Genomic DNA, 13,981 nt, shown 5'->3' on the forward strand with positions numbered 1-13,981 from the left:
AATGCGCTCAGTCGGCGAAGCGGTGGCGCAGACCAAGGTTGCGGTCCTGTTGTTCAATCTCGGTGGTCCCAAGGCTCCTGAAGATGTGCAGGGGTTTCTCTACAACCTGTTTGCCGATCGCAATATCATTAATCTGCCATTTGGTTTGCGCCAGGGCGTTGCGTCCCTGATTTCGAGCCGGCGGGCCGAATCGGCGCGAAAAAATTACGCCTATATGGGCGGTGGGTCGCCGATTCTGGCCGAAACCCAGGCTCAGGCTGACGCATTGCAGGCCTATATTTCGCGTACAAAAGGGATTGAGGCCAAGGTCTTTATCGGTATGCGTTACTGGCATCCGTTCATCGAGGAGACGGTGAAGGAGATAGAGGCGTGGAACCCGGAGGAAATTGTCCTTCTGCCGCTCTATCCGCAATTTTCATCGACCACGACCCTGTCATCCTTTCAGGCCTTCAAGAAGGCGTATAAAGGGGCTGCCAAGGTGAGCGCAGTGTGTTGCTACGCTGACAACGATTATTTCATCAAGGCCCATGCCGACATGATCGCGGCGAAGCTGAAAACGATCAAGGACCCGGTCAATTACCGCCTGTTGTTTTCGGCGCACGGACTGCCGGAAAGCATTATCCAGCGCGGCGATCCGTACAAGGAGCAGGTCGAGGCCTGTGTCGCCCGGATCATGACCTCTCTGGGCGGCGCCGTCGAGCATACCATCTGTTATCAAAGTCGGGTCGGGCCGATGAAATGGATCGGGCCGTCGACGGATGCGACGATTGAAAAGGCAGGCAAGGACGGCAAATCGATTATCCTGGTGCCTATCGCCTTCGTGTCGGAGCATATCGAAACCCTGGTTGAGCTTGATATCGAATATGCGCATCTGGCCAGCGGGGCAGGGGTGAAGGACTATATTCGGCTGCCCGCGCTCGGCATCGACCCGAACTATATCAAGGCGTTGAATGACGAGATACTAAAGGCGATCGGGTCGAAGTCGTCTGTCATCGGCGATCATGATTGCGCTCGGTGCCACAAATTCTGTCCGAAAAGGAAGTCGGCATGAACTGGTATGATCTGGTAAGGGGGCTGCATATCCTGGCGGTTATCGCCTGGATGGCCGGTTTGTTGTACCTGCCGCGTCTGTTTATCTATCATATCAAGAATGCCGATGTGCCGGCCGTGACAAGCGTATTCAACGTCATGGAACGCAATCTGTTACGCATCATCATGAACCCGGCGATGATCGCCGCCTGGATATTTGGCGGCATTCTTCTCTACATGCGCTTCCATGCTCATTGGGAGTCGTTGCTGAGCACGTGGATACTGGTCAAACTGGCGGGGGTTGTCGCCATGACCGGCTATCACCACCTGTTGAGTACGCGTTTCAAAAAGCTGCAACGGGGTGAACCGATCGGGACGGAAAGCTTCTGGCGCAAGATAAATGAAGTTCCGTTCCTTTTGGCAATTATCATGGTGTTGTCGGTAACCTTGGAATACGGGTCCAGATAAGTCGTTGATCGCCAGCCGCAGAAGTTTTTCTTGATTCTGTGCGCCGTTGGTGTACCTATCCAGCGATAGCCGGTATCGGCACCATGGCCCCGCGTTCTGCGGAACAGCCACTTCAAATGACATTTATCAGCCTTTTCAAGCATTTAAGCCAAAGGGGCAGGGGATACGATCGCGATTGCAGGGGTTTTGACCCTTTGCAAGTCCTCGCGCGTATCAACACACGAGAGATACACCCATGACAGACGAAACCCAATCCGAACAGCCTACGCCCGAAACAGAGGCGCAGACAGGCGCGGAGCCCCAAACCGAAGATACGCTGGACGCCGATCTGGAAACAGAAGAGGGTGATGAAGAAATCGTCGAAGGTTCGATGACGGGCCAGAAGATGTCGCTTCAGACCCTCAAGGACAAATCGCCGACGGACCTGCTGACCTTTGCCGAGTCGCTTGGCGTCGAGAACGCCAGCAATATGCGCAAGCAGGACATGCTGTTTGCGGTGTTGAAGGCGCTGGCCGAAGAGGGCGTTGAAATCACCGGCTCCGGTGTGATCGAGGTCTTGCAGGATGGTTTTGGTTTCCTGCGGTCGCCCGAAGCCAACTACCTTCCCGGTCCGGATGACATCTATGTTTCGCCGCAACAAATCCGCCGTTATGGCCTGCGTACGGGCGATACGGTCGAAGGACCGATCCGCAGTCCACGCGAAGGCGAACGGTATTTCGCCCTCCTGAAGACCACCTCGATCAATTTCGAAGACCCGGAAAACATCCGTCATAAGGTCCATTTCGACAATCTGACGCCGCTCTATCCGGAGAAGCGTTTGTGGATGGAAATGGAAGATCCGACGATCAAGGATCGCTCCGGCCGAATCATCGATATCGTCGCGCCGCTCGGCAAGGGTCAACGTTGTTTGATCGTTGCGCCGCCGCGCGTCGGTAAGACGGTCATGCTGCAAAACATCGCCAAGTCTGTCGCAGCCAATCATCCGGATTGCTATCTGATCGTTCTGCTGATCGACGAACGTCCCGAAGAGGTGACGGACATGCAGCGCACCGTGCGCGGCGAAGTCATCTCCTCGACCTTCGACGAGCCCGCAACCCGCCACGTTCAGGTCGCCGAAATGGTCATTGAAAAGGCCAAGCGGTTGGTCGAACACAAGCGCGATGTGGTTATCCTGCTCGATTCAATCACGCGCCTGGGTCGTGCCTATAACACCGTCGTTCCGTCATCCGGTAAGGTCTTGACCGGTGGTGTCGACGCCAATGCGTTGCAACGTCCCAAGCGCTTCTTCGGCGCTGCGCGTAACATCGAAGAGGGCGGCTCTTTGACTATCATCGCAACCGCGCTCATCGATACGGGTTCGCGTATGGACGAAGTCATCTTCGAAGAGTTCAAGGGCACCGGTAACTCTGAAATCGTGCTCGACCGTAAGGTCGCCGACAAGCGCGTATTCCCGGCCATGGATATTCTTAAGTCCGGCACCCGTAAGGAAGAACTGCTTACGGAAAAGACTAATCTGCAAAAGACCTATGTTCTGCGCCGTATCCTCAATCCGATGGGCGCCCAGGATGCCATCGAATTCCTCAGTGACAAGTTGAGGCAGACGAAGAACAATGCCGAGTTCTTCCAATCGATGAACACCTAAGGATCACTTGCCAAATCAGCCTGACCAGTTCAGGCTGATTTGTCATATTTTCGGAGCTTGAAATGAAGGTTACGTTCGACATCGAGTGCACACCTGAAGAGGCCAGGGCGTTTCTGGGTCTTCCCGACGTCCAGCCGCTGAACGACTTTATGGTCGAACAGATGCGCAAGCGGGTCGAAGCCAATATTCACTCAATGCAGCCGGAAGAAATTTTGAAGTCCTGGTCGAGCGTAGGCGTTCACGCTCAGGACCAGTTTATGAAGCTAATGCAGAGTGCAGCTCAGGCCTCTCTAAACCCCTTCAATACCGGTAAGACTGACAAGTAGTACAAAGGAGTGTTTCACGTGAAACACACCATATTCGCTCTGGCGTCCGCCCAGGGCAGAGCCGGGGTCTCGATCATTAGACTCTCCGGTCCAGAGGCGTTAAATGCCGTCAAATACCTCACATCAAAAACTCTTCTGCCGCGTCAGGCGACCTACACGTCGTTAACATGGCAGGGTGATGTTATCGATGAAGCCATTGTCATTTGGTTTCGAGCGCCCAACAGTTTTACCGGTGAAGACTGCGTCGAGTTGCACGTTCACGGCTCGCGGGCGATTTTGGATCGTCTGTACGCCATATTCAACGAACTCGGTCTCAAACTCGCGGCCCCCGGTGAATTTTCACGTCGGGCCTTGGAACACGGGAAGCTCGACCTAACCCAGGCCGAAGCCATAGCCGACCTGGTCGATGCAGAAACCGAGGCGCAGCGCCGTCAAGCGCTCACGCAAATGGGCGGTGGGCTCAAGCGACAATATGAGGTTTGGCGGTCGGACCTGGTCGATCTGCTGGCGCGTCTTGAAGTGTTTATCGACTTCCCGGATGAAGACCTTCCCGATAGTTTGGTGGACTCCATCCTGACGCGGATGCGGTCGCTCGAAGCGACATTGACGGCGGCCATTGCCGACTCGCATCGGGGCCGCCAGATACGAGAAGGCTATCGCATCGTCATTCTAGGCGAACCTAATGCCGGCAAGTCCAGCCTCTTCAATGCCTTGTTAAAGTCAGAAGCCGCCATTGTTACACCTATTGCCGGCACCACGCGCGACATCATCGAGGCGCAACTGCGTATCGGACCCTATTCGGTTTTGCTTTACGATACCGCCGGCTTGCGTGAGACGGACGAGGTGGTGGAGGCGGAGGGAATTCGGAGGGCCCGCGCCAAGGCCGATGAAGCCGATTTGCGCATCTGGGTCATCGACAGCACACGTCCCGCCTTGCCGGATGATTTTCGTGCCGGCGATCTCATGGTCTTTAATAAGATCGATGAGGCTCTTGATGCGGAGCGACAAGCCGTCGCGGCCTTACGTGTTTCACGTGAAACATCGGTGTTTGCCGTCAGCGTCTCACAAGCTGTGGGCCTTCCTGACCTTGTGTCCAAATTGGAGGCCATTGTGGGGGAACAGCTGGCCGTTCAAAACTTTCCCGCCGCCACCCGGCAACGTCATGTCGAGCGGCTGATAGACGCACGTGATCAATTGACGGCGGCCATACGCTCAAATCTGGTGGTGCCCGAACTGGCCGCGGAAAACATTCGCGCGGCTTTGAACAGTTTCGAGGCGCTCTTTGGGCGTTATGATGTCGAGGGTGTGCTCGATGTCATCTTCTCAAGCTTTTGCATCGGCAAGTAGCGCCCGCCGCACCTATATGGTATAGGCGGCGTCTTCCTATTCAGAGTGAGATTTATGAGTAAACCCAAAACCATGTGGGACGTCATTGTCGTTGGCGGTGGCCATGCCGGATGTGAGGCTGCAACGGCGTCTGCGCGCATGGGCGCGCAGACACTTTTGTTGACGCACAAGGCCGCGACCTTGGGTGAGATGTCGTGCAATCCGGCTATCGGAGGACTGGGTAAGGGGCATCTGGTGCGTGAGATTGACGCGTTGGACGGGATCATGGGACGCATGGCCGATATCGGCGGCATGCAGTTCAAGGTTCTCAACAAATCGAAGGGGCCCGCGGTGCGTGGACCGCGTGCACAGATCGACCGCAGACTGTATCGCGAGGCGGTGCAGGCCGAGTTGGCGCAGACGCCGAACCTCACCATTGTCGAAGCGGCTGTCGAAGACCTGATTCTGGACGGCGATACCGTCATGGGGGTCATCGATGGCGAGGGCACGAACTATCTGGCCAAGGCGGTTGTTCTGACAACGGGTACTTTCTTGCGAGGTGTCATTCACATTGGTGAAAAGCGCATTGCCGCCGGTCGGTGGGGAGATGCGCCTGCCAATGGGCTGGGGCAACGCCTCTATGATTTGAAGCTCGACATGGGAAGGCTGAAGACGGGTACGCCCGCCCGCCTCGATGGCAAAACCATCCATTGGGATCGGCTGGAACAACAATTGGGCGATGATCCGATTCAACCCTTTTCGATGCTGACGCCATCGATTGAACGGGCCCAAATTGCCTGCGGGATTACCTATACAAACGAAAAGACGCATCAGATCATCGCTGACCGTCTTCAGGAGTCCGCGGTATATGGCGGACATCTGTCAGGCCGCGGTCCGCGTTATTGCCCGTCTATCGAAGATAAGGTGGTCAAGTTCGCCGATAAGACATCGCATCAAATCTTCCTTGAACCCGAAGGCTACGACGACACCACTGTCTATCCCAACGGCATTTCCACCAGCGTATCCGAGGCTACTCAGGATGCCTTCATCCGCACCATCGTCGGTCTCGAGGATGTGGTCATCAAACGCTACGCCTATGCGATCGAATATGACTATGTCGATCCGCGTGAACTGCATCCGACGCTTGAATTGAAGCCGCTGCCAGGTCTGTTCCTGGCAGGCCAGATCAACGGGACGACAGGCTACGAAGAGGCGGGTGCGCAGGGTTTGATGGCCGGGATCAACGCCGCGGCGCGGGCAGGAGGATATAGCCCGACCGTGCTCGGTCGTGACGAAGCCTATATCGGCGTCATGATCGACGATCTGGTGACGCGTGGCGTCACCGAACCCTATCGCATGTTTACCAGCCGCGCCGAATTTCGTCTCAGCCTGCGCGCCGACAATGCCGATCAAAGGCTGACGGATCGCGGCCTGGCTATCGGCGTTGTGGGTGCGACGCGAAAGGTGGCCTGGCTAGAGAAGAAGGCGGCTTTGGATGCCATTCGCACGCGGGCGGCGGAATTGGTTGCCACACCCAAGGAAGCGCTGGCCCAAGGCATTCAGGTCAACGGTGACGGCCAGCGTCGGAATATTAGTCAACTGATGGCCTATGACAGTTGTAGTCGGGAGCGGCTCGAGACACTGTGGCCGGAAATCGCCGCCTGGCCGGAAGCGTTGTATGAGCAGATTGAAATCGATGCTCTGTATGCCGGCTATATGTCGCGGCAGAAGGCAGAGATAGAGAGTTTCCGCAAGGATGAAAATCTCGTCCTGCCGGACGATATCGACTATTTGGCCATACTCGGCCTGTCCAACGAAGCGCGCGAAAAGCTCAATCGGATACGGCCTCACACCTTGGGTCAAGCTGGCCGCATAGAGGGCATAACACAAGGGGCTCTGACGACGCTTCTCTTCTATGTTCGTAATCAGGCCAAGCTTACGGCATGACTCAGATGACGCCGGATGAAATGGCGGCCAAGCTGCTGTTTCACGTGAAACACGAAGCCGTAGATGACCTGATGCACCTCTATACGGTCTTGGCGGCGCAGAACGAGGTCATGAACCTCGTCGGGCCGGCGACGCTGCCTGACTACTGGTCACGGCATGTTCTCGACAGTGCCCAGTTGCTCGATCGTGCCCCTGCCGCCCGGACATGGGCGGATCTCGGTGCAGGTGCGGGCTTTCCCGGCCTTGTCCTCGCCATTCTGCTTAAGCATGCCGACGGCCCGACACCTAAAGTCTATCTGGTCGAATCCCTGGCCAAGCGATGCCGCTTTCTGCAAACGGTTGTCGATGACCTGACCTTGCCGGCCAGCGTAATCAATGATCGTGCGGAGAATGTAAGGGTCACGGTTGATGTCGTGACCGCGCGCGCGGTGGCCCCGATGGCTAAGCTTTTGGGCTTTGCCGAACCCTATATGAAAGCCGGCGCGGAAGCTTGGTTTTTAAAGGGGGAAAACGTGGAAAGTGAACTGAAGGAAGCTGGAAAAACGTGGCGCTTTGACGTAGAACAGACTGAGTCCATCAGTGATCCGCGCGGCCGCGTGGTCCATATCCGGAGGCTGCGTCGTGCCCGATAAATTCCTCGAAACCGAACGCAAGGTGCGGGTATTGGCTATCGCCAACCAAAAAGGCGGCGTCGGAAAAACCACCACCGCCATCAACCTGGGCACCGCTCTTGCCGCGATTGGCGAACGCGTTTTGCTTATCGACCTTGACCCACAAGGCAATGCCTCTACCGGCCTTGGTGTGCCGAAGAAGCAACGCGCCAGTTCGCTTTATGACGTCATCGTCGACCAGAGACCCATTGGTGATACGGCCGTGAGTACGGCTGTGCCGGGCCTTTGGTTGCTGCCTTCGGACCCCGATCTGTCGGGCGTGGAAATCGAACTCGGTCAAGCCGAGCGGCGATCCTATCGTCTGCGTGACGCGCTGGACGGGCTGGACCAAAAAAACCCGCCCTACGATTATATCCTCATCGATTGTCCACCGTCGCTCAACCTGTTGACGGTGAATTCGATGAGCGCCGCCGATGCAGTTCTGGTCCCGTTGCAATGCGAGTTTTTCGCTCTGGAAGGCCTGAGCCAATTGATGCGTACCATCGATTTGGTGCGCGGTAGCCTGAACCCGAAGCTCAGCCTGCAAGGTATCGTCCTGACCATGTTTGACCGTCGCAATGCGCTGTCCGGTCATGTGGAACGCGATGTTCGGTCGCACTTCGGCGCATTGGTGTACGACACGGTCATACCGCGCAATGTGCGCGTTTCGGAAGCCCCGTCCTTCGGCAAGCCGGCCTTGATCTATGATATGAAATGTTCCGGCAGCCAGGCCTATATCCGGCTGGCAAAGGAGCTCGTCTCGCGCGAACGCTCGCGCCGCGCCCAGGCCGCCTGACGCGTAAGAAAGAAACTATATGTCTGAAAAAAATAGAGGTTTAGGCCGCGGGCTATCCGCATTGCTTGGCGATCAGAATACAAACAGCCCGCGGACAGAGGCGACCGCTGTTGCTGAACGCAGCGTCGAGCAGGTGCGCGGTCTGGAGCAGCCGATCGAACTGCTTGTTCGTAATCCGGATCAGCCGCGTCGTCTGTTTAACGATACCGAGATCGATGAGCTGTCGGCGTCCATCCGGGAAAAGGGGATCTTGCAGCCGATTCTTGTTCGGCCCGCACCTGGTCAGGCCGGGTACTACCAGATCGTTGCCGGCGAACGCCGCTGGCGCGCAGCCCAAAAGGCCGGGCTTCACACCGTTCCTGTTATCATCCGTGAGATGGACGATCTCGATGTGCTGGAAATCGGCATCATCGAAAACGTGCAGCGGGCCGATCTGAACGCGATTGAAGAAGCGCGCGCTTACAAGGTGTTGCAGGATCGTTTCGGCCGCACCCAGGAGGCATTGGCCCAGGTCGTCGGCAAATCGCGCTCTCACATTGCCAACGTCCTCCGTCTTCTGGCCTTGCCCGAAGGCGTTCAGGACCATGTCATGCATGGCCGGTTATCTTCTGGCCATGCCCGCGCTCTCATCACATCGGCAAACGCGACGGCCTTGGCGGAAAAGGTTATCGCCAAAGGGCTGTCAGTGCGCCAAACGGAGCAGTTGGTGCGGGACGAACAGGCGGGACCGAAGCAGGCCACCGCGCCAAGGGTTAAGGCTGCGCCAAATGCCGACACCCTGTCATTAGAACAGGACCTGCAGGAGGCATTGGGCCTGACCGTCAAATTGGACGACCGGGGAGGGCGTGGTGAGCTGCGCCTGAGCTATGCAACGCTGGAACAGCTTGACGAAATTTGTCGTAAGTTAATGAAATAATTGAGTAATTTTTATAATTCCGCTCTGTGGCGAATCTGATGTTGGCCGTCGGGCATTTGCCCGTCAGATTCGCGACAGAGCGTTGCCTTACACACCCATACGGGCGGCTCGGCCGGCGATTTGCAGGTAGAGCCGCTCGGCAATAAGCAGGTCCGGCATGCCTGTGGATTTACATTGCTTGTCGGCATCGATCAGATCGCGCGCCAGCCCATCCAACACGTCGAAACTCCAGGCCCTGGCCTGGCGTAACATATCATCTTCGTCCTTCCAGAAGACGCCGGCATTGCGTGCGGCCTCCTTGGTCCCAAGGCCTTTTTCCAAATGGCTCTTGAGCAGCTTCAGCTTATTGTACTGAAGGCTCAGGGCCCGCATGGCATCGGCGCCGCCTTCACCCTCGGCAAAAGCGCGCCTTAGCCCGGCCTGCGCCTGTTTCATGCGGCCGCCGAACGCATCTGACGCAGCCTTGAACAGGGATGCTTCGGGCTCGACGCCGAGAAATTCCTGCAACTCGCTTTCGTTCAGTGTCTTGTGCGACCCCGGTCCGATAAACAGGATAAGCCGTTCGATTTCCTGGCGCGCAATGCCGCGTTCCTTCGGCAGGCGTTGCGCGAAAATATCCATGGCGCCGGTGCTGAGCGATACGCCGTCGGCGGCTAAGGCTTCGCGGGCCATGCGTACTATGTCGCCCGTTTCGTCTTCATAGCACGCGACGGAGGCCAGGTTTTTGTCGCTGTCGGCAAGACGCCTCAGGGCGGAATCGCCGCCAAGCCCGCCGGCCTCAATGATGATAAAGGCGTCTTTGTTGAATTCCCCTGCGGCGTGGGCCTTGAGACTAGCGGCCACCGCCTTGTCCAGAGCAGCTTTCTCGGAAAAGAATTTGAGGCGGATCAAGCGTCGGCCGCCCATCAAAGACAGCGACTGCAACTCCCCTTCCAGGCGCGCAGGATCTGCTTCGATGTCGCTATCGGTGAGAATAGACACATTGAAGGGATCGGTGATGTCGGGAACGATACGCTTCGCCAGGACAGTACAGCGTTCGATGACCTGGCTTCGGTCCTTGCCATAGATAAGAACCCCGGCCGTGTTGGCGGGGGGCTTGGCGAAAAAGGCGTCGATCTCGGCGCGTTTGGCCAGCTTCACCACAGGCTATTTCTTTTCGTGGAAATAAACCGCCAGCTCGGTTTGAATCTTACGCGAAATGGCTGAGGCCACGCGTTCCTGAGCGTCCTGCTGGGCGATAACGCCGGTCAGGGGTGACGGCGCCGTATCGTAGGAGACGGTTTCGACGAAGCTGTTCTGATACATAACCTTATGAGTGGCGGCATCGGTCAGCACGTATGTAACCGAGCTGTTCAATTCGGAACGTGTCGAGGTATCGTCGACGCGAAAGCCAACGCCGTAGCGCTTTTCGGTCATTTTGACGGTCAGCATGTAGCGCTTTTGGGCCGTGTCATCACTGCCAAAACCATTGCGCAGGTTCTGTTCCAGGAAATAACCGGTACGGGTTTGCGGCACCTCAATACCGATCTGCGCCATATTGGCCGTTAAGCCTTGCTGCGCATACAGAGGCACAAAGCCGCAGCCGGTAAGGGTGACCGGCATAAGGGCGATAACCCCGGCGAACATCAGTCTGGCGACGCGGCGCATTCAGTTACCCTACAACGAAGTTGAGAATTCGGTTCGGCACGATAATGATCTTGCGGATCGATACACCGTCAAGATGCCGTTTTACCCCATCGTCCGCAAGCGCCATCTCGCGAATCTGGTCTTCGGATGCACCGACCGGTATGGAAATTTCACCGCGCTTTTTGCCATTGACCTGGACCGGCATGACATAAACGTCGTCCTGCGCCAGGGCCGGATCGAATTTTGGCCAGGCGGCGGCGGCGATCAGGCCATCATGACCAAGACGCGTCCAGCATTCTTCGGCCAGATGCGGTGTAACCGGCGCGATTAGTCCGGCCAGCAAGGTCAATGCCTCGCGGCGTGCCTTCGAACCGGTTTTGGCGATATCGGCGTTGCGGACGATCGTGACGAATTCATACAGCTTTGCTATTGCCGCATTGAAACGGAAGCTTTCAAAACCTTCGGTAACGAACTTCACCGTCTTGTGGGCGGCTTTCAACAAATCCGCAGCGGCCAATTCATCCGTACACGGAACATCTTCCTCGGGCAAGCTGTCGAATTGATCCCATACGCGATGGGTGAAGCGCCAGGACCCTTCTACACCGGAGGTCGACCACTGCACATCGCGTTCGGGCGGCGAGTCAGAAAGCACAAAAAGTCTTGCTGAATCAACACCATAGGTATTGAATATGTCCTCTGGTGCGACCGTGTTCTTCTTGGACTTCGACATCTTTTCGATATCGCCGATGGTCAGAACTTCGCCGGTCGATACCTGTGTGGCTGTGCGGACGCCGCCCTCATTGCTGACCTCGACGTCGCCGGGCTCAACCCACGCGCCAGCGGCGGTCTTATAGGTTTCGTGCGTCAGCATGCCCTGGGTAAACAGACCGGCAAACGGTTCCTTGACCTCCAGATAGCCGCAATGGTTCAGAGCTCGCGTAATGAAGCGCGCGTAAAGCAGGTGCAAAACAGCGTGCTCGATGCCGCCAATATATTGATCGACCGGCAGCCAGTAATCGGCGGCGGCCTTGTTTATCGGCTGTTCCGCCTTTGGATCGGTGAAACGCGCGAAATACCAGGAGGAATCAACAAAGGTGTCGAGCGTATCGGTTTCGCGACGCGCATCCTTGCCGCAATGCGGGCATTTGACGTGTTTCCATGTCGGGTGACGTTCCAATGGATTGCCGGGAACGTCGAAGGTTACGTCTTCGGGCAGAGTGACGGGCAACTGATCGTCCGGAACCGGCACCACACCGCAGTCTTCACAATGAATGACCGGAATAGGACAACCCCAATAGCGCTGGCGCGATACGCCCCAATCCCGCAGTCGGAATACGGTTGCGCCTTCGCCAAGCCCCATGCCTTCGATACGGGCAATGGCGGCGTCTTTTGCCGCTTCGATGTCAAGGCCGTCGAGGAAGTCCGAGTGAAAGATATGGCCGGGGCCCGTATAGGCTTCGTCACCAACGCGGAATTCGTCGGGATTGGCGCCGGTCGGCAATACGACTTCTGTCACCGACAGGCCGTATTTGCGGGCGAAGTCCAGGTCGCGCTGATCGTGCGCCGGACAGCCGAAGATGGCGCCCGTGCCGTAGTCCATCAGGACGAAGTTGGCGACCCAGATATCGAGTGTCGCTCCGTCCTTGAACGGATGCTTGACCTTGATTCCGGTGTTGAAGCCAAGCTTTTCACCGGTGTCGATATCGGCCTGGGATACGCCACCCTTGTTGAGCGTCTTGATGAAGGCGGCCAGGTCCGGATTTCCGGCGGCAGCGTCCTGGGCCAAAGGGTGATCGGCGGCAATGGCGATGAAGCTGGCGCCGAACAGGGTGTCCGGCCGGGTGGTGTAAACCTCGACGCCGGTTTTTCCGCCCATTTCGCCGTCCGCGAACGGCCAGGTCATTTTGAGGCCGCGTGACTTGCCAATCCAATTGGATTGCATCAGGCGGACCTTGTCCGGCCAGCGGTCCAGAGTGGTCAGCCCTTCGATCAGATCGTCGGCGAAGCGCGTGATGCGCATGAACCACTGGGTTAGCTTCTTCTTTTCGACCACCGCACCCGAACGCCAGCCCCGGCCTTCGATGACCTGCTCATTGGCCAGCACCGTCATGTCCACCGGGTCCCAGTTGACCTGGCTTTCGCGGCGGTAGACCAGATCGTTTTTCAACAGAGTGTTGAACCACTTTTGCTGTTGACCGTAATAGGCCGGGTCGCAGGTCGCAAATTCACGCGTCCAGTCGATCGACAGGCCCAGTCGCTTCAGCTCGGCACGCATGGCGGCGATATTGTCGTAGGTCCAGCCTTTCGGGTGTATCTTGCGTTCCATGGCCGCATTTTCCGCCGGCATGCCGAACGCATCCCAACCCATGGGGTGCAGAACGTTGAAACCGCGCGCCCGCTTGAAACGTGCCACCAGGTCGCCCATCGCGTAGTTACGCACATGGCCCATATGGATACGGCCGGACGGATAGGGGAACATTTCCAGCACATAATACTTAGGCTTGTCGGCGTCCTGCTGCGTCAGGAAGACATCGGCATCGGCCCAACGTTGCAACTGACGGGGTTCGGTCTCTTTGGGATTGTAACGGGCCATAAATCTTGTGCGAATGAATGGAAAACAGGTGGGCTGCTTATAGGGCGCGTTGCCTTGCAAACCAATACAAAAAAGCCGCAGCGGACTAAACCGCGGCGGCTTTCTTATGTGCTCGGGCGGCTGGGATTAGTTCTTGACGTTCGATAGGCGAAGTTCGCGCGCGCGCGTCAGGATCGCATTTTCGATATCGAGCTGAGTTTGTTGCGATACGTCGGCCGGTAACCAGCGGTCGCCTTGACGGACTTCCTTCTGGACGTTGACATTCAAGGCATCGGCGCGCAGACGCGAATCAAGAATGAAGATGGTCGTCTTGAAACGTTCGTCCGGGCTTTGCGGATTGGCATACCAGTCTGTGATGATCACGCCACCCCACGGATCGGCCGAGGTCAGGGGCATGAAGGAGATGGTATCGAGCGATGCACGCCATAAATAGGCGTTGACGCCAATACCAGCGGTTTCCTGAACGTTCGACGATTTATTCCCGCCGCCAAACAGCTTGCCTAAATTGATCTTGTCCTCGCCCTCCGGTGTGGTCGTATTCGCGGATGCCGTGGTTTGCGACTTGCTGCCCAAGCTGGCGCAGGCGCTGAAAGACAGGCAAACGCCAAGAGCAGCCAGGACCAGGGCTGATTTCCGCATAGTCGTCATCGAATGATCACTCC

General features: G+C 57.0%; 13 protein-coding genes. 9 read left to right on the top strand and 4 right to left on the bottom strand.

The genetic code is table 11. The annotated features are described in order from the left end of the window. The first annotated feature begins 1 nt into the window (after position 1). The 9 genes from hemH (at position 2) to AEAC466_RS23265 (ending at position 9,100) form a co-directional block, all read left to right on the top strand. Positions 2–1,051, top strand: coding sequence for a ferrochelatase (hemH, locus tag AEAC466_RS23225; RefSeq protein WP_035428996.1), 1,050 nt, complete (start codon positions 2–4; stop codon positions 1,049–1,051). After that, entirely contained in the window at positions 1,048–1,497 is a 450-nt protein-coding gene (locus tag AEAC466_RS23230) for a CopD family protein (protein WP_023456078.1), read from the top strand. The genes hemH and AEAC466_RS23230 overlap by 4 nt, the downstream gene beginning before the upstream one ends. A gap of 235 nt (positions 1,498–1,732) precedes the next feature. After that, complete coding sequence (rho, locus tag AEAC466_RS23235; RefSeq protein ID WP_023456079.1) at positions 1,733–3,139, top strand: transcription termination factor Rho; 1,407 nt, start codon at positions 1,733–1,735, stop codon at positions 3,137–3,139. A 62-nt stretch (positions 3,140–3,201) separates the two neighbouring features. Continuing rightward, the gene (locus AEAC466_RS23240; protein ID WP_023456080.1) at positions 3,202–3,465 is read left to right on the top strand and encodes a DUF6489 family protein; all 264 of its coding nucleotides are present in this window, start codon (positions 3,202–3,204) and stop codon (positions 3,463–3,465) included. Between the two features lie 18 nt (positions 3,466–3,483). Beyond that, complete coding sequence (mnmE, locus tag AEAC466_RS23245) at positions 3,484–4,812, top strand: tRNA uridine-5-carboxymethylaminomethyl(34) synthesis GTPase MnmE (RefSeq protein ID WP_023456081.1); 1,329 nt, start codon at positions 3,484–3,486, stop codon at positions 4,810–4,812. Positions 4,813–4,866: 54 nt separating this feature from the next. Further along, a complete protein-coding gene (gene mnmG, locus AEAC466_RS23250) occupies positions 4,867–6,738 on the top strand; it encodes a tRNA uridine-5-carboxymethylaminomethyl(34) synthesis enzyme MnmG (protein WP_023456082.1) in 1,872 nt (623 codons plus the stop codon). A gap of 5 nt (positions 6,739–6,743) precedes the next feature. Then, positions 6,744–7,370: a 16S rRNA (guanine(527)-N(7))-methyltransferase RsmG gene (rsmG, locus tag AEAC466_RS23255; RefSeq protein ID WP_031237921.1), complete on the top strand. Its 627-nt coding sequence runs from the start codon at positions 6,744–6,746 to the stop codon at positions 7,368–7,370. 22 nt (positions 7,371–7,392) lie between these two features. Beyond that, positions 7,393–8,184, top strand: coding sequence for a ParA family protein (locus tag AEAC466_RS23260; protein WP_031237922.1), 792 nt, complete (start codon positions 7,393–7,395; stop codon positions 8,182–8,184). A gap of 19 nt (positions 8,185–8,203) precedes the next feature. Beyond that, entirely contained in the window at positions 8,204–9,100 is an 897-nt protein-coding gene (locus AEAC466_RS23265; RefSeq protein ID WP_023456085.1) for a ParB/RepB/Spo0J family partition protein, read from the top strand. An 87-nt stretch (positions 9,101–9,187) separates the two neighbouring features. On the opposite strand, the gene holA is transcribed toward AEAC466_RS23265, so the two are convergent. The 4 genes from holA to AEAC466_RS23285 all read right to left on the bottom strand — a co-directional run bounded on the left by holA (position 9,188) and on the right by AEAC466_RS23285 (position 13,967). After that, positions 9,188–10,240 carry a DNA polymerase III subunit delta gene (gene holA / locus AEAC466_RS23270; protein WP_031237923.1) on the bottom strand — a complete coding sequence of 351 codons (1,053 nt, stop codon included), beginning with the start codon at positions 10,238–10,240 and terminating at the stop codon, positions 9,188–9,190. A 6-nt stretch (positions 10,241–10,246) separates the two neighbouring features. Beyond that, the gene (locus AEAC466_RS23275; protein ID WP_023456087.1) at positions 10,247–10,747 is read right to left on the bottom strand and encodes a hypothetical protein; all 501 of its coding nucleotides are present in this window, start codon (positions 10,745–10,747) and stop codon (positions 10,247–10,249) included. 4 nt (positions 10,748–10,751) lie between these two features. Beyond that, positions 10,752–13,319, bottom strand: a complete 2,568-nt coding sequence (gene leuS / locus AEAC466_RS23280) for a leucine--tRNA ligase (RefSeq protein WP_023456088.1) — start codon at positions 13,317–13,319, stop codon at positions 10,752–10,754. 126 nt (positions 13,320–13,445) lie between these two features. Next, positions 13,446–13,967, bottom strand: a complete 522-nt coding sequence (locus AEAC466_RS23285; protein ID WP_031237924.1) for a DUF3576 domain-containing protein — start codon at positions 13,965–13,967, stop codon at positions 13,446–13,448. Between the last annotated feature and the right edge of the window lie 14 nt (positions 13,968–13,981).

Source organism: Asticcacaulis sp. AC466, assembly GCF_000495815.1.
Taxonomy (GTDB): Bacteria; Pseudomonadota; Alphaproteobacteria; order Caulobacterales; family Caulobacteraceae; genus Asticcacaulis.

Bases quoted from the DNA above. Each gene is read 5' to 3' on its own strand.
- mnmG (WP_023456082.1), top strand. From the start codon at position 4,867: ATGAGTAAACCCAAAACCATGTGGGACGTCATTGTCGTTGGCGGTGGC.
- AEAC466_RS23285 (WP_031237924.1), bottom strand. From the start codon at position 13,967: ATGACGACTATGCGGAAATCAGCCCTGGTCCTGGCTGCTCTTGGCGTT.
- hemH (WP_035428996.1), top strand. From the start codon at position 2: ATGCGCTCAGTCGGCGAAGCGGTGGCGCAGACCAAGGTTGCGGTCCTG.
- rho (WP_023456079.1), top strand. From the start codon at position 1,733: ATGACAGACGAAACCCAATCCGAACAGCCTACGCCCGAAACAGAGGCG.
- AEAC466_RS23230 (WP_023456078.1), top strand. From the start codon at position 1,048: ATGAACTGGTATGATCTGGTAAGGGGGCTGCATATCCTGGCGGTTATC.
- AEAC466_RS23275 (WP_023456087.1), bottom strand. From the start codon at position 10,747: ATGCGCCGCGTCGCCAGACTGATGTTCGCCGGGGTTATCGCCCTTATG.
- leuS (WP_023456088.1), bottom strand. From the start codon at position 13,319: ATGGCCCGTTACAATCCCAAAGAGACCGAACCCCGTCAGTTGCAACGT.
- AEAC466_RS23240 (WP_023456080.1), top strand. From the start codon at position 3,202: ATGAAGGTTACGTTCGACATCGAGTGCACACCTGAAGAGGCCAGGGCG.
- AEAC466_RS23265 (WP_023456085.1), top strand. From the start codon at position 8,204: ATGTCTGAAAAAAATAGAGGTTTAGGCCGCGGGCTATCCGCATTGCTT.
- rsmG (WP_031237921.1), top strand. From the start codon at position 6,744: ATGACGCCGGATGAAATGGCGGCCAAGCTGCTGTTTCACGTGAAACAC.